Source organism: Sporomusa malonica (assembly GCF_900176355.1).
Taxonomy (GTDB): domain Bacteria; phylum Bacillota; class Negativicutes; order Sporomusales; family Sporomusaceae; genus Sporomusa; species Sporomusa malonica.
Map to the genome: position 1 here is coordinate 48,381 of NZ_FWXI01000014.1, position 14,999 is coordinate 63,379.

The 14,999-nt window shown below is 43.1% G+C and carries 17 protein-coding genes; all 17 read left to right on the forward strand.

The genetic code is table 11. The annotated features are described in order from the left end of the window. Positions 1–18: 18 nt before the first annotated feature. The 17 genes from B9A22_RS15570 (at position 19) to B9A22_RS15650 (ending at position 14,917) form a co-directional block, all read left to right on the forward strand. Positions 19–366: a histidine triad nucleotide-binding protein gene (locus tag B9A22_RS15570; RefSeq protein WP_084576876.1), complete on the forward strand. Its 348-nt coding sequence runs from the start codon at positions 19–21 to the stop codon at positions 364–366. A 96-nt stretch (positions 367–462) separates the two neighbouring features. Next, complete coding sequence (gene rpsU / locus B9A22_RS15575) at positions 463–639, forward strand: 30S ribosomal protein S21 (protein WP_021167731.1); 177 nt, start codon at positions 463–465, stop codon at positions 637–639. Between the two features lie 20 nt (positions 640–659). Next, positions 660–1,112 (forward strand): GatB/YqeY domain-containing protein, encoded by a 453-nt coding sequence (locus B9A22_RS15580; RefSeq protein ID WP_084576877.1) that lies wholly within the window; start codon positions 660–662, stop codon positions 1,110–1,112. Between the two features lie 574 nt (positions 1,113–1,686). Next, positions 1,687–2,991 carry an NfeD family protein gene (locus B9A22_RS15585; protein ID WP_084576878.1) on the forward strand — a complete coding sequence of 435 codons (1,305 nt, stop codon included), beginning with the start codon at positions 1,687–1,689 and terminating at the stop codon, positions 2,989–2,991. A gap of 20 nt (positions 2,992–3,011) precedes the next feature. Further along, positions 3,012–4,013 carry a flotillin-like protein FloA gene (floA, locus tag B9A22_RS15590; protein ID WP_084576879.1) on the forward strand — a complete coding sequence of 334 codons (1,002 nt, stop codon included), beginning with the start codon at positions 3,012–3,014 and terminating at the stop codon, positions 4,011–4,013. Between the two features lie 12 nt (positions 4,014–4,025). Continuing rightward, the gene (locus tag B9A22_RS15595; protein WP_084576880.1) at positions 4,026–4,412 is read left to right on the forward strand and encodes a hypothetical protein; all 387 of its coding nucleotides are present in this window, start codon (positions 4,026–4,028) and stop codon (positions 4,410–4,412) included. Between the two features lie 124 nt (positions 4,413–4,536). Further along, the gene (locus B9A22_RS15600) at positions 4,537–6,048 is read left to right on the forward strand and encodes an ATP-binding protein (protein ID WP_084576881.1); all 1,512 of its coding nucleotides are present in this window, start codon (positions 4,537–4,539) and stop codon (positions 6,046–6,048) included. 69 nt (positions 6,049–6,117) lie between these two features. Beyond that, positions 6,118–6,393, forward strand: coding sequence for a sporulation protein YqfC (gene yqfC, locus B9A22_RS15605; protein ID WP_084576882.1), 276 nt, complete (start codon positions 6,118–6,120; stop codon positions 6,391–6,393). Next, a complete protein-coding gene (yqfD, locus tag B9A22_RS15610; protein WP_084576883.1) occupies positions 6,383–7,597 on the forward strand; it encodes a sporulation protein YqfD in 1,215 nt (404 codons plus the stop codon). Before yqfC ends, yqfD begins: the two co-directional genes overlap by 11 nt. 17 nt (positions 7,598–7,614) lie before the next feature. Continuing rightward, positions 7,615–8,571: a PhoH family protein gene (locus tag B9A22_RS15615; RefSeq protein WP_084576884.1), complete on the forward strand. Its 957-nt coding sequence runs from the start codon at positions 7,615–7,617 to the stop codon at positions 8,569–8,571. Positions 8,572–8,744: 173 nt separating this feature from the next. Beyond that, positions 8,745–10,826 (forward strand): HD family phosphohydrolase, encoded by a 2,082-nt coding sequence (locus B9A22_RS15620; RefSeq protein WP_245824013.1) that lies wholly within the window; start codon positions 8,745–8,747, stop codon positions 10,824–10,826. After that, on the forward strand, positions 10,768–11,223 hold the full coding sequence (gene ybeY, locus B9A22_RS15625; protein ID WP_217805969.1) for an rRNA maturation RNase YbeY: 456 nt from the start codon (positions 10,768–10,770) through the stop codon (positions 11,221–11,223). Before B9A22_RS15620 ends, ybeY begins: the two co-directional genes overlap by 59 nt. A gap of 9 nt (positions 11,224–11,232) precedes the next feature. Then, positions 11,233–11,580: a diacylglycerol kinase family protein gene (locus B9A22_RS15630; RefSeq protein ID WP_084576887.1), complete on the forward strand. Its 348-nt coding sequence runs from the start codon at positions 11,233–11,235 to the stop codon at positions 11,578–11,580. Positions 11,581–11,592: 12 nt separating this feature from the next. Next, positions 11,593–11,991, forward strand: a complete 399-nt coding sequence (locus tag B9A22_RS15635) for a cytidine deaminase (RefSeq protein ID WP_084576888.1) — start codon at positions 11,593–11,595, stop codon at positions 11,989–11,991. Then, complete coding sequence (gene era, locus B9A22_RS15640; protein ID WP_084576889.1) at positions 11,991–12,884, forward strand: GTPase Era; 894 nt, start codon at positions 11,991–11,993, stop codon at positions 12,882–12,884. The genes B9A22_RS15635 and era overlap by 1 nt, the downstream gene beginning before the upstream one ends. A gap of 100 nt (positions 12,885–12,984) precedes the next feature. Further along, positions 12,985–13,569, forward strand: a complete 585-nt coding sequence (locus tag B9A22_RS15645) for a DUF502 domain-containing protein (protein WP_084576890.1) — start codon at positions 12,985–12,987, stop codon at positions 13,567–13,569. Next, on the forward strand, positions 13,553–14,917 hold the full coding sequence (locus tag B9A22_RS15650) for a hemolysin family protein (RefSeq protein WP_084576891.1): 1,365 nt from the start codon (positions 13,553–13,555) through the stop codon (positions 14,915–14,917). The genes B9A22_RS15645 and B9A22_RS15650 overlap by 17 nt, the downstream gene beginning before the upstream one ends. Positions 14,918–14,999 lie beyond the last annotated feature (82 nt).

Genomic DNA, 14,999 nt, shown 5'->3' on the forward strand with positions numbered 1-14,999 from the left:
ACTGCGGAGGAAATGCCCATGCAGCAGGACTGTATATTTTGTAAAATTGCGGCCAAGGATATTCCGGTAAATGCCGTATACGAAGATGAACATCTTATCGCGTTTCCTGATATAAATCCCGTTGCTCCAGTACATTTACTGGTAATACCCAAAAAACATATTGCAAACATTCTTGAAGCAGCGCCTGAAGATACCGCATTGCTCGGACGTTTAATGGCGACAATTCCTAAGATAGCAGCACTTGCCGGTTTAGCTGAGGATGGTTTCCGTACAGTCATAAATACCAAAGATAATGGTGGACAGACTGTGTACCACCTTCACTTCCACATACTGGGCGGTCGATTTATGACTTGGCCTCCAGGTTAATATTGACAGTATTCCTTGTTTTGGTGTATAATAGTTAGGTGTATGTTATTCAAGTACACTTCCTCGTAATGGTTCTAGTGGAGGGAGGGAGATCAGATGTCTGAAGTTAAAGTAGGCAAAAATGAAACGCTTGACAGCGCACTCCGCCGGTTCAAGCGTACTTGCCAAAAAGCCGGGGTTCTTGCGGAAGTAAGAAAACGCGAGCATTATGAGAAACCCAGCGTAAAACGCAAGAAAAAATCCGAAGCAGCTCGTAAACGTAAGTTTAACTAGTTTCGGAGGTATCAATTTGCATGTCTATTAAAGACAAGTTAACCGAAGATATGAAGCAGGCCATGAAGGACAAAGAAGCCGGCAAACTTAGGCTTTCCGTTATACGAATGGTACGTGCCAGTATCAAAAATGTAGAAATTGACAAAAAGAAAGAACTTGCTGAAGAGGAAGTTCTGGACGTACTGGCTAAAGAAGTCAAAATGCGCCGGGATTCGATCGAAGAGTTTAACAAAGGTAACCGTCCTGATTTGGTGGAGACCATTGAACAAGAAATCGACATTCTGATGCAGTACCTTCCTGAACAATTGAGCGAACAAGAAGTACGCGTTCTTGTAGCTGAGGCTGTTAAAGAGGCCCAAGCTGCAAGCGCCAAGGATATGGGCAAGGTTATGGCTGTACTGATGCCAAAAGTTAAGGGCCGTGCTGACGGCAAACTGGTAAACAATGTTGTACGCGAGTTCTTAAATAAGTAGAACAAATTTAAATCCGGCGTTATAAACGCCGGATTTTAGTTTTTCTGATAGAAGGTAAAGATTTCCCTGAAGATGGGCAACATTGGCTTTTGCTTTTGCAAAGGGCTCAGCGCAAGCCGTTTTTCAATAAGGATAGGGGAAGGGCAAAAAAATAAGACAAGCTAGGCTTGTCTTATTTATAGTTAGTGAAGTTTATTATTTCAGATAGTGTAATTATGCTGCAGCGATTTATGAAAAAATACTGGTGAGATTAATACTTAGTAAAAGTGCTACAATTAATGTTGTGTAAGTTACTACAGAAGTGTTAGATAGAGTAGTAGATAAAAGCTATGTTTAATATGCTGATTTAGCTGTGACTAGTGTTTCGATCCATGTTGTATGGGCTTCACTTGAACTATAATAAGACAATAACATACATCAATCGACAAGTCAAGAGGTTAATAATAAGTAATAATTTTCAAACTTTCGACATATAACAAAACAGCTTTGGGGAAAACAGGAATGATGGCAATTGTTGGCGAATAAACTAGTAATGAGCTGAAGATACAATCAAATGAATGCTTGGGGTGAGTATATGCGGCAACCGGTTTATTATAGAATTCTATTTATAGTAGCAGTAGCCTTAGTTACCTTCTTGAGTGTGGACAGGCCGGTAAAGGCTGAAGCTGGGCCAGTAATCAGTATATCGATCAAAGGGGAGATAAATGCCGGCCAGGCAGCCCTTGTCCATAAGGCCATGACTGATGCCCGTAGTAAACAGGCTCAGGCTGTTTTAGTTGAAATTGATACTTTTGGTGGTCTGGTAGATGCTGCGGTAAGTATTCGTGATATGATTATCAATTCACCTGTGCCGACGATTTGTTATGTAAAAAACCGGGCTTGGTCGGCCGGGGCACTTATTGCTATTTCTCATAAGCATATTGCTATGGCGCCAGGAGGCAGTATTGGGGCAGCTGAGCCAATACCCACCACAGAAAAGACGGTAGCTGCCTTAAAAGCTGAATTTGCGGCGACTGCAAATAAGACAGGACGCAATCCAAGGGTAGCTGAGGCCATGGTGGATAAATCCCTTGGTTTCCCAGGCTATGCCGAACCTGGTCAAATATTAGCGCTGACCGATTATCAGGCAGCACAGATAGGCTTTGCTGATATTGTGGCTCCTAACCGGGAAGCTGTTTTGGCAAATTTCGGCTTAGCAGGTACCGAAGTACTGGAATATACGCCAGGCTGGCAGGAAAAGCTGGTAGGATGGTTGTCTGACCCTGCAATTAAGTCATTTTTAATGTCAATTATATTTTTAGCAGTATTAACCGAAATCAAAACAGCTGGTTTAGGCGTGGCAGCCCTCATCGGTTTAGTCGCAGCACTGCTGTTCTTTGGCAGTCAGTGGATTACTGGGATTGCCGGCTGGCTGGAAATTATCCTGTTTATAGGTGGTATTGCGCTAATTCTTTTTGAACTCTATACACCAGGAGCAGGCATTTTTGGCATTAGTGGTATTATTGCTATCTTTGCTAGTCTATTTCTAACGCTTGGAGCTAATGCTGTTGCCATTAACATGCTGGCTATTAGTTTAGTTGTTGCTATTGGCTTGTTCTTAGTGCTTGTAAAGCGATTACCTACAAGTAAATTATGGTCCAGGCTAATTTTAAAAGATGCTGAGACCAAAAGTGCCGGTTTTAGCAGCAGCCAAGATTACAGCCAATATTTGGGTAAGATGGGGATAACGCCTACAGGACTTCGGCCTGCCGGAGCCTTGATAATTGATGGTGTTCAACTTGATGTAGTATCTGAGGGCCAGTTTATTGAGCCAAATACTTTAGTTAAGGTGGTGAACATAACCGGAAATCGTATAGTTGTACGCCCAGTAAAATCTTAAATATATAGGGAGGTAATCATTTGACAACTTTAATTGGTAGTGTTTTCGTAGTAGCCCTGGTGATTGTCGCTATTAGCATATTCCTTCATTTTGTCCCTATCGGACTGTGGATTTCGGCTCTGGCAGCTGGAGTCAATGTCGGTATCTTTACCCTTGTTGGTATGAGACTCCGCCGGGTACCACCTGGTAATATCGTACTTCCCTTAATTAAAGCCAATAAAGCCGGTCTTGCTGTAAATGTTGACCAGCTTGAAGCCCATTATCTGGCTGGCGGCAATGTCGACCGGGTAATTGATGCCTTGATTGCCGCTCATCGTGCGGAGATTCCTCTGCCGTTTGAACGTTCGGCAGCCATTGATTTGGCTGGACGGAATGTACTAGAGGCCGTACAGATGAGTGTTAATCCGAAAGTGATTGAAACATCGTTTGTCTCAGCGGTAGCCAAAAATGGTATCGAGCTCAGAGTTAAAGCCCGGGTTACTGTAAGAGCCAATATTGACCGACTGGTTGGTGGTGCAGGTGAAGCTACTATCCTGGCCCGTGTTGGTGAGGGCATCGTTACAACTGTCGGTTCGACTGATGACCATAAAGAAGTATTGGCAAACCCTGATCATATCTCACGCACGGTATTGACTAAGGGCTTAGATTCAGGGACAGCATTTGAAATTTTATCCATTGATATCGCCGACGTTGATGTCGGCCGTAACATTGGTGCTGAACTTATGACAGACCAAGCTGAAGCCGAAAAACGTATTGCTCAGGCCAAGGCTGAGGAGCGCCGAGCTATGGCTGTGGCCCAAGAGCAGGAAATGCGCGCATATACTCAGCAAATGCAGGCTAAAGTAGTAGAAGCCCAGGCCGAAGTTCCTACAGCTTTAGCAGTTGCGTTAAAAGAAGGACGCATGGGCGTTATGGATTACTACAATATGAACAATGTGCTGGCAGATACCCAGATGCGCGAAACCATTGCTAAAGCCGGTCCAGTAGACTTGACTCCTAAGACCGATGAACCTAAGAAATAGGTTGGTGAAGCTATGGACATATTAATACCGCTGCTATTAATGCTGGTCATGTATCTTGTGCCTGAATTATTAAAACGGCGCAAGCAGCCCAAAGAATATGAGTATCCTGATATTCCTGAAAAAGTACCGCAACCAATTGACATAAAACCAGCAGAAATTAAAGTAAAGCATACTCCGCAACAAACCGCTGAGGTTGCAGTAGAAGCTCCTAAAACATGGGCAATCCCTCCAAAACCAGCTATTTCTATGCCGACGGCTGTAACTGTATCACACTTTTCAGAACCAGCTACGCCTTGGGAGGGTAAAGTTTCGCCGCAGATGGTGCAAAATGGCCTGATTTTTGCAGAAATAATCCAGCCTCCACGCGCTTACCGGCCAATATGGCGGCATCTTAAATAGAACTGGGCAAAATAGGTTGAATTGAACAAAGTCAAATAAAACAGGGAAAATAACCCCTGTTTTATTTTTTTGTTTTAGCACACACTAAATCACGAGTAAATTTATTTATCAAGGGGGCAAACATATGTCAGAGTATAAAGGCCGCCTTACTTATGCAAAAGGCACCTATATGGAATTTGTCGTTGCTCCTAATCAAGATGTTGACTTTGGGGACATATTAGTTGTTGAGGGCAAAAATGATGATCGGTTTTATATTCGCGCTTATGATTTTAAGATTAAATCACGTTGGTCTGGGATGAATGGTGTCAGTTACCTAATGAGCAAACTAGACGAGAATGGGCAAGTAGCGAATCAAGAGGAGCTTGATTTCTATTTGGGCGGCAACCATACTGTGAAAATTGGCATTGCTGAGCAGCTTTGTTATTCAGATGCACAGGGGCAGTTATATAACCCTAAAACCTGTCCAGACTTTTTCTGCGAAGTACGTGGTTTAGCCACAGATGATACAGCATTACTCAATGAAATGAAAGGCGATCTTGAAATTGGCTATTTAAAAAGTGGACGGGCAGTACTCAAATTACCTGTTGGCATTTTTGGTTCAAAAGCCATAACCGAGCATATTGGTATTTTTGGAACAACTGGGTCAGGTAAGAGTAATTTGGTAAAAGTGCTTTCAAGTTCAATCATTGATAGCGAAAACTATGGGTTACTCATTTTTGATGTGCATAACGAGTATTACCGTGACTTATCGCTGCATCCCCGGGTAAATGAACGCTTGGTGGTATATAATACTAACCCTGAAGCAGCGCGTCCTAATGTGCGTAAGCTTGCGCTTAACTATAATGAGGTTGAGCCCGAAGATATTACGGCCTGCGCAACGTTTAGCGAGCCGCAGCTAGACGCTATCTATAAGCTGTCATCCGTGTGGCAGGATCGATGGATGGATTATGTTCTAAAATATGATGCCGAAGATATAATTGAAGAAATAGCGGGATGTACAGGTCAAAAATTCCAATCGCGTACAATAAGTAAGATCAAAAGCATCTGTTGGAACCTGGAACAAGAGCTAAATATTAGTGAAGAAGCAAATAATCCTGCCGAGATTACCGCAGTTAGCCAAATGCTTAAAGATTTAGAGCAGGGCAAAGTGGTATTGATTGAGCTAAAAAATATTTCGCCAGTGGGAGAGCAGGCGTTATCAACATTGTTATCGAAAAAAATGCTGCTGCATTATGCCAACAAGTCTGAGACCGAACGCTCTTTTGCTAAGCCAGTACTAATAGTTCTTGAGGAAGCTCACCGCTTCTTAGGTAAAAAAGAACAAAGCACACAGAATGTCTTTGCCCGTCTGGTTAGTGAAGCGCGGAAATTTAATATTGGCTTATGTGTTGTCGACCAGCAGCCCCGGCTGTTAGCTGATAAAGTGCTGTCTCAGCTAAATACTTTGTTTATATTGGGACTTGCCTCTAAATCTGATAGAGGTAAACTGGAGGCTATGTGCCGTAAAGATATTCTCCAGCAGCGCAACGAGATTAAAAATCTGGACTGTGGTGAACTCATTGTTGCTACCAACTATATGCGTTTTGCTGCGCCGGTTAAAGTGCATAAATTTGATGAATATTTAGCTCGTATCTAATAAATCCCCTTCTCATGTACTAATTGGCCTGTTCGCAGGCATACATTTGTATATGAGGGGGGATTTGTCATGCTACGCCGTAGAGGGAATTTGCAGTCACTGGCCGGATTTCTTGAAATACCGCAAGATATAGTGCTTGATATGCCGAGAATAACTATGCTTGGTAATAAACAATTGTTGGTTGAGAACCATAGAGGGATTATTGAGTATACCCCTTCACTCGTTCGTATTAAACTCAACCAGGGAGAGTTATGTATTCTTGGTGAAGATCTAATGCTGGGGAACTTGCAAGCTGAGCAAATTCTGGTAGAGGGTGTGGTGCAGGAGGTAAAATATGATCTTTAATATCAACTACGTACGCGGCGCTGTGAAAATCCGCATAAGCGGATCAATGCCCGAACGATTTATTAATCTTTGTATTGCTGAAAGAATCCTATTATGGGATATAAATAAAACAAATGAAGACTTAATTGCCTGGATCGGTCTTAATGATTTTTTTAAGATTCGTCCGCTGGTGTTCCGCAGCCGTACCCAAGTAAAAGTACTATCTCACCGCGGTTTGCCTTTTGTAATAAAACGTGCTAAACGCAGAAAGATGCTGATGGCAGGTGCCATTCTGTTTATTATTTTACTAAACCTGCTTTCTTCCTATGTTTGGTTTGTCGATATTACTGGTTTAAAAAGCGTTCCGGAAAACGGAATCAGATATGTTGCTAGCCAGCAAGGTCTTAAACCTGGCGCGGTAAGAGATGATGTTAACATCAAATCAGTCGAGCGGGAAATATTATTAAATATTCCTGAGGTAGCCTGGGTAGGTATCAACTTTACTGGTACCCGGGCTGTTATTGAAGTAGTTGAAAAAACTATGCCAAAACAGGAAAACAAAGCTCCGGCGCATATTGTTGCTATCAAAGACGGCTTAATTACTGAGATTATTGCTTTAGCCGGTCAACCGGCGGTAAAAAAAGGCGATACCGTGAAAAAAGGTGATTTGCTTGTCAAAGGGTTTGCGCCTGAACTAACGCCGACTGCTACTGAAGGCCAACCGCCGGTAATCGATGTTCCGCGAGAACTTATTAGGGCTAAAGGTATTATTAAAGCCCGTGTCTGGTATGAGAGTTATGCTGAAACAGAACTAGAAGAGACAACTGTTACTCGCACCGGCAACCGTCAGGCAGCCGTAATTTTAAAAATCGGTGGCAGTGAGTTGGCGTTTAACACAACGTCAGATCAGCCATTCCGGGAGTTTGAAACCGAGATTATACATAAACAGCTACCTGTATGGAGGAATAGCGAGTTTGCCGTCGAATCAACTATTAGACTCTATCATGAGGTAAACTCAAACCTGGCAGTGAAATCGTTTGAAGATGCGCGCGATGAGGCTCATGCAAAGGCTATCCAGGTAGTGCAAAATTCCATTCCTGAAGCAGCTCAAATGCTGTCGCGCAATTTTGAAGTACTAAAAACACCAGAAGAGAATATTGTCAGGGTGAAGGTGAATGTGGAAACAATTGAAGATATTGGGCAAACTATAAATATTTCGCAATAATTGAATTAGGGGGCACTATATATTTGGAAAAACGGATTAGCTTTGCCGACACTAAAGAAGCCATAGCGGTTTTGGGCAGAAATGACGAATATTTAGGAATCATTAGTCAGCAATTCGCGAGTAGGATAACAGCTAGGGGAATAGAACTGGCTTTGGACGGCGACTCTAGTGAAATTGATCAGCTTACCCGTCTGTTTCATGAACTTATCTATCTATATCGTGAGGGCAACCCGGTAACAAGCCATGATGTGCGTTACAGCCTCCGCATGATTCAGGAAGGTAAGGCTGATTTTCTCCACCAGATGTTTACAGATACTGTTCTTGTAACTGTCAAAGGCCGTCATATTAAACCGAAAACCCTAGGACAAAGTCAGTATTTGGAAGCAATTCGCCGCAATCACATCACCTTTGGAATAGGACCGGCAGGAACAGGGAAAACTTATCTTGCTGTTGCGATGGCAGTATTTTCCTTGAAAAATAAGCATGTGGAAAAAATAATTTTGACTCGACCGGCAGTAGAAGCCGGTGAGAAGCTTGGTTTTTTGCCTGGTGATTTACAGGAAAAAGTTGATCCGTACTTGCGGCCGCTATATGATGCCATGTATGATATTATGGGTATAGAGACGGTACAGAAATATATGGCCAAAAATATTATTGAGGTAGCGCCACTCGCCTATATGCGGGGACGAACCCTCGAAGATTCTTTCATCATTTTAGATGAAGCCCAAAACACAACTTCAGAACAGATGAAGATGTTTTTAACAAGAATAGGGTTTGGGTCAAAAATGGTGATCACTGGCGACATAACTCAGATTGATTTGCCGTCAGGTGTTAAATCAGGACTTAAGCAAGCTAAGGCTGTATTGGCAGAAACGCCTGGTATTGCAGTACTCAGTTTGGACGAAAGCGATGTAGTAAGACACGAGATAGTCGGCCGAATCATCAAGGCTTACGCACAGTACGGCCAAGAGTAAGAACATGTATGTTCAGCGCTATTTTGGCGCTGAATATACATGTCGTATGGAGTTGAAAAAAGATGATGTCGGTTAATAATAGGTTGCGTAAATTGTTTGTTCAGCCAGACAGCATATACGCTCGGCCATTAGTGCGCCGGATAGTGCTGCTTGTGCTTTTCTTTGCGTTGTATATGTTATCCTTATCAGCTGACTTTATTCCAGATAAAGTGTCGCTGCAGATTGGCCAAGTAAGTGACAGAGACGTAATTGCGCCTAGGACAGTATCTTATGTTGATAGTGCTAAAACCAAGAAACTTGAGCTGGAAGTAATGGCAAGTGTCGCCAATGTATATGATTTGGATAGTGCTATAATGGTCAAAGCTGATGAAGCTGCCAAAGCTGTTTTTCGTGTAGCCGGGCTTGTTCAAGCAGATAAGACGCTAACAACTAATGAACAAAAGCTGCAAAGATTATCACGTGATCTGCCTGTAAGTCTTCCTAGTACGGTTGTAAATGCTCTCGCTAACTTAGATGAGGCCGGATTAGTAAAAACTGAGGAAAACACTAAATCGATATTGCGCAAGTATCTACAGCGTGGCATTAGGGATGACGACCTTGATATTGCCCGGAAACAGGTCGTACTGGAAGCGGAAGAATTGGAGTTTGGTAAAAATGCCGAAGCCGTTGTAGCCGGTATTGCTCAAACATTGATTCAACCTAATTTTATTTTAAACGTCCGTGAGACAGACAAACGAAAACAATCGGCGCTGGCTAATATTGAACCAGTAAGAGAAACTGTTAAGAAAGGTCAGGTATTAGTAAGGCGCGGTGATGTTGTAACCGGCGAGCAGATTCACGTAATGGAAGAGTTAGGACTATATGCCGGCAATGTAAGCGAGGTACGAATTCTTGGGCTTACAGTGTTTGTGCTGCTGGTAATGGGTATTTCCCTCGGCTATTTACATAAATTTGCTCCCCATATATATAACCATGATATGCATTTAATTTTACTGGGATTAATTGTTTTAGTCACCATGCTGATTGGTAAAGTAGCCCATTATTACTCGGATTTTGCGGCACCGGTTGCTGCTGGAGCACTGCTAACAGCTATTCTTATTGATAATAGGGTAGGACTGTTGATTAGTGTAATTATGGCGCTGTTTTTTGGCGTAATTGTCGACCATGATCTGAGAGCTGTGGCTGCTGCGCTTATTGGCGGTATGACCGGGGTATATAGTGTAACAAAGATGGCTCATGGCTACAGCCTTACTAAAGCTGGGGTTTCGATTGCAGCCATTAATTTTCTGGTGATTGGCTCAACTGGCCTTATTGAGCAGCTTGACGGTACTGAGGTACTATTACAGGGACTATTTGGCGCTATCAGCGGTATTGCCTCAGCAGTAATTACAACCGGCCTTTTGCCCTATCTTGAGCATGCCTTTAATATTACTACACCAATCAAGCTCTTAGATTTAGCTAAGCCTAACCATCCACTCCTGCAACGACTGTTGTTAGATGCACCAGGGACCTATCACCATAGCCTTCTCGTTGGTAATCTAGCTGAAACGGCTGCCGTTACGATTGGTGCAGATCCGGTGGTTGTACGGGTAGGCGCTTATTACCATGATATCGGTAAAATCAAAAGGCCGTATTTCTTTATTGAAAACCAAGCAGGTTGTGAGAATCCGCATGATAAAATCGCGCCATCACTCAGCACGTTGATTGTTACGTCCCACATCAAAGATGGCCTAGAATTGTGTCGGGATTACAAATTACCGCAAGTAATAACAGATATCATAGAACAGCATCATGGTACTACGTTGGCGTCATACTTCTATAAGCGGGCTACTGAAACTGAACATGGCGAATGTATCATCGAAGCGGACTTTCGCTATGAAGGCCCGACACCGCAGACCAAGGAGGCGGCGCTCGTTATGCTGGCTGATGCCTGTGAAGCGGCGGTACGATCGATAAGTAAGCCCAATGTGAACCGCATTGAGGCTACTGTCCGCAAAATGATTAGAGAAAGGCTGCAGGATGGCCAGTTAGATGAATGTGACTTGACCTTAAAAGACCTTAAGATAATTGGTGATGTGTATATTAGACTATTATCAAGCATGTTTCATACCCGTATTGAATACCCTGAAGCTTTAAAAGAGCTTGAGAGGAGAAAGACCAAGAATGGAAATAATAATAAACAACCTGCAGGAAAAGATGACGTTAACTCCGGTAATGGAACAAATGCTGACGCAAGTGCTAAACAAAGCGGCTGAGGTATACGGGTTAGAGCCACAGACAGAAGTGAGTGTGGTACTTGCAGACGATGATTACATCCGGCAACTTAATCGTCAGTACCGCGGCAAAGACGTAGCTACTGACGTATTGTCGTTTGCCATGAACGAGCATTGTGCAGGTGATCATGAACCAGATATTGCTGAGGCTCCCGGTGATATTGAAATTTTACTTGGGGATATAATAATCTCCCTTGAGACTACCGCCCGCCAAGCCGAAGAATTCGGTCATAGCCTGGAACGTGAACTAGCGTATTTGACAGTTCACGGTATGCTGCATCTCTTGGGCTATGACCATGAAGATGAGGAAGAACGCCTTGAGATGCGGAAGGAAGAAGAATATGTTTTGTCGCTCCTGGGAATTACCCGCGAGCAGTAGCTACCGGCTATGCGAGTATTAGCAGCTTTTCGATACGCTTTGGCTGGTATTATTTACTGTGTGCGCCGCGAACGTCATGTGAAGCTTCATTTGGCTGCAGCATTTGCTGCAATCGGGTTGGCTTGGTGGCTTGAGCTTAGCAGTATTGAAGTGGTTGTCTTGCTCATGACAATTGCTGGAGTCATTACTGCTGAGATATTTAATACTGCGCTTGAAGCCATTGTCGACAAGGTTTCGCCTGAGTATCACCCCCTGGCCAAGGTGGCAAAGGATGCGGCTGCCGGAGCAGTACTAGTACAGGCTGTCGCTGCTTTAGGTGTTGGCTATGTTTTGTTTTGGGACAAACTGTTGAAATAGGTGGGGAGCGCGATGGAGAAACTGGTTAAAGCTGCTCTTAAGGCTAGAGAGAATGCCTATGTACCTTACTCCGGTTTTAAGGTAGGGGCGGCGGTACAGGGAAAGAGCGGTCAGGTTTACACTGGCTGCAATATTGAAAATGCTTCTTACGGCTTATCCAACTGTGCTGAGCGCACTGCCATTTTTAAAGCAATATCAGAAGGGGAAGAGAAACTTACTGCAATCGCTGTGGTGGCTGATACGCCTGGACCGGTATCGCCGTGTGGCGCTTGCCGGCAAGTCATGGCTGAGTTTGGCATTGGCCAAATTATTTTGGTGAACCTAAAAGGGGAACAACAGACAGTTAGTATGGCTGAGCTTTTACCCTTTAGTTTTGCTAAGGAAGATTTTTTAAGAGACGGTGATAAATAGTGAACAAAGAAAATTATAAATCAGGATTTGTGGCTGTTATTGGTCGACCTAATGTCGGAAAGTCGACACTGATGAACAATTTAATTGGTCAAAAAGTGGCCATTATGTCAGATAAGCCTCAAACTACCAGGAATAAGATTATGGGTGTGCTTACCCAGGATGATGCCCAGATTCTATTCATTGATACCCCTGGTATCCATAAACCCAAACATAAGCTGGGTGAATATATGCTCAGGGAAGCCGAAGGCTCGCTGCGTGAAGTTGATGTCATACTGTTTGTTGTTGATGTGACTGCCGAAATGGGGCCAGGAGAACGCTACATATTAGATAATCTGGCAAACGTCCGTACACCGGTTATTCTTGCAGTAAATAAAATAGATAGAATAGAAAAACCAAAATTGTTTCCAATCATTGAGAAATATACATCGCAATTTCAATTTGCGGCTGTAGTGCCTATCTCAGCGCTAGACCATACCAATTTTGAGGGACTTGTTGCCGAGATAAAAACACACCTTGAACTAGGTCCACAATATTATCCGGAAGATATGATTACCGACCAGCCCGAACGCTTGGTCATTGCCGAACTGATCAGAGAAAAAGTACTGCATTTGACTAAAGAAGAGATTCCACACGCAATACTTGTTGACATTGAAGAAATTGCTACCAGGCCAAATGATGACTTATACGTTAGAGCGGTCATTTATGTTGAACGCGACTCGCAAAAAGGCATTGTAATCGGTGCCGGTGGAAGTCTGCTTAAGGATGTTGGCCGAATGGCACGGGCCGACATTGAGAATCTTTTGGGCTCTAAAGTGTATCTTGATCTTTGGGTCAAAGTCAAAAAAGATTGGCGCAACCGGGCTAATGTATTAAAAAGTTTTGGTTTTGAGTAATAAGAGGCGCAATTTTTTACAGCTACCGCTCAGCGGTAGCTTATTCGTTTATTGACCAATACGACGCTTAATGGTATCATTTGTAAAGAGAGGTGAATTAATGAAGGGTATTTACAAATATTTTATTAATGGCTTAATTGTAATCGTACCCATTGCAATTACGGCCTTTGTGATTATTAATATCTTTTCCTTTACCGAGCGTTTGTTAGGGCAATATCTGCCTATTCATTTTCCGGGATTAGCGCTCGCTGTTGTGTTATCTTTGATTGTTATTATTGGCTGGATGTCCTCACACTGGCTTTCCAAAAAACTAATTGGTTACGGTGAGCGAGTGGTAGGCTCAATACCGGTAGTAAAATTTATTTATAACAGTGTCAAACAACTGTCTACAGCTGTGTTTGAATCACAGAAGCTATTAAAAAATGCAGTATTGGTGCCTTATCCGCATCCCGGGGTTAAGTCACTGGGATTTGTTATGCCAGAGTTATCGGCTCCGCTGGCCAACAAATTTCCTGAAGAGCACGTATGTGTATTTGTTCCTATGAGTCTCAATCTGACCTCAGGATTTAATATTATCCTCCCCAGACGGGACATAATACCTTTAGATGTAACAAGCGAAAGTGCACTGCAATATGTTATTACCGCTGGTTCAATTATGCCTCGCGGTAATGATTGCAATAACTAGGGAGAGATGCGTTATCGATTCGCCTTTATTCAGTTTAGTTAAACTGGGGGCCGCTATTTTACTGGTCTTATTGAATGCTTTTTTTGTGGTGGCTGAGTTTTCGCTAGTTAAAATTCGTAAAACCAGACTGGAAGAACTGGCTCAACAAGGCAATAGCCGAGCAAAGCTAGCATTAAAGGTAGTATCTTCTTTTGATACCTATCTTGGCGCAACACAACTGGGTATTACCCTAGCTTCCCTTGCGCTTGGCTGGCTAGGAGAACCGGCCATTTCATCCTTATTAGAGCCTGTTTTGATAGAATATGTTCCGCTGTCTCAGTGGGCGATTTCTACCATAAGTATTGTTTTGGGCTTTATTGTTATTACTTTTTTACACATTGTTTTAGGAGAACTTGTACCGAAATCGATGGCCATTCAACGAACCGAGAATATGGCGCTGGCTTGTGTCTGGCCGCTATATATTTTTCATAAACTTGGTTATCCTATTATCCTGTTATTTAATCGCACCGCCAAGTCCATTTTAAGCGTGCTGGGAATTAAAGCTGCGGATGTTGCTGATATAACACATTCGGAGGAAGAACTCAGGATGATCGTAAGTGCCAGCCATCGCGGTGGTGTGCTGAATCAGATGGAAAGTGAGCTCATTGACAACGTTTTTGATTTTGCTGACCGTCTGGCTAGGGAGATTATGTTGCCGAGGCAGGATATGATTTGTCTGTTTTCTGACGATACATTTGAGGAAAACATGAAGGTGGTACGGGAGACTGGCCATACCCGTTATCCACTGTGCGTGGAGGATAAAGATCACATTATTGGCATGGTTCACATTCGTGACCTGATGGACTTTGACACATGTCCAGACGGTGAGCGTGACCTGACCTCGATTGTCAGGGAGATATTAGTAGTACCTGAGGGTATGTCGGTTGCGCATCTTTTGCAAGTCATGCGCCGAAAACGTACTCATTTGGCCATTGTTGCTGATGAATATGGTGGTACTGCCGGATTAGTGGCACTCGAAGATGTGATTGAAGAAATTGTTGGCGATATTCAAGATGAACATGATGAAGTTCAAGACGTTGAAATCCAGCGTTTGCCTGATGGGAGTTATGAGTTTGATGGCGGAGTGCTTTTAGATGATGTAACCGAGCTCTTAAATATCCGGTTAGAAGACCATGAGGAAGATACTCTTGGAGGTTATATATTCGGAATGTTAGGGCGTCGTCCTGAAACAGGCGACAAGGTGGATATTGGTGACTATTCGTTTGAGGTGCTTCGTGTTAACGGTTTTAGAATTGTAAGAGTGAAGGCTATACCGCTTTTTCCGCTGGAAGCAGCTGAAGGGGCGTAGATTTAATTATATAGGCTTGAGGCTAATCCTTGCTTGTCAATATTAGTGTGAAGGGATGATGTCGAGTGTTATTACGGGAAAC

Coding starts and splice junctions, on each gene's coding strand:
- B9A22_RS15570 (WP_084576876.1), top strand. CDS start 19: ATGCAGCAGGACTGTATATTTTGTAAAATTGCGGCCAAGGATATTCCG.
- rpsU (WP_021167731.1), top strand. CDS start 463: ATGTCTGAAGTTAAAGTAGGCAAAAATGAAACGCTTGACAGCGCACTC.
- B9A22_RS15580 (WP_084576877.1), top strand. CDS start 660: ATGTCTATTAAAGACAAGTTAACCGAAGATATGAAGCAGGCCATGAAG.
- B9A22_RS15585 (WP_084576878.1), top strand. CDS start 1,687: ATGCGGCAACCGGTTTATTATAGAATTCTATTTATAGTAGCAGTAGCC.
- B9A22_RS15595 (WP_084576880.1), top strand. CDS start 4,026: ATGGACATATTAATACCGCTGCTATTAATGCTGGTCATGTATCTTGTG.
- B9A22_RS15600 (WP_084576881.1), top strand. CDS start 4,537: ATGTCAGAGTATAAAGGCCGCCTTACTTATGCAAAAGGCACCTATATG.
- yqfC (WP_084576882.1), top strand. CDS start 6,118: ATGCTACGCCGTAGAGGGAATTTGCAGTCACTGGCCGGATTTCTTGAA.
- yqfD (WP_084576883.1), top strand. CDS start 6,383: ATGATCTTTAATATCAACTACGTACGCGGCGCTGTGAAAATCCGCATA.
- B9A22_RS15620 (WP_245824013.1), top strand. CDS start 8,745: ATGTTATCCTTATCAGCTGACTTTATTCCAGATAAAGTGTCGCTGCAG.
- ybeY (WP_217805969.1), top strand. CDS start 10,768: ATGACGTTAACTCCGGTAATGGAACAAATGCTGACGCAAGTGCTAAAC.
- B9A22_RS15630 (WP_084576887.1), top strand. CDS start 11,233: ATGCGAGTATTAGCAGCTTTTCGATACGCTTTGGCTGGTATTATTTAC.
- B9A22_RS15635 (WP_084576888.1), top strand. CDS start 11,593: ATGGAGAAACTGGTTAAAGCTGCTCTTAAGGCTAGAGAGAATGCCTAT.
- B9A22_RS15645 (WP_084576890.1), top strand. CDS start 12,985: ATGAAGGGTATTTACAAATATTTTATTAATGGCTTAATTGTAATCGTA.
- B9A22_RS15650 (WP_084576891.1), top strand. CDS start 13,553: ATGATTGCAATAACTAGGGAGAGATGCGTTATCGATTCGCCTTTATTC.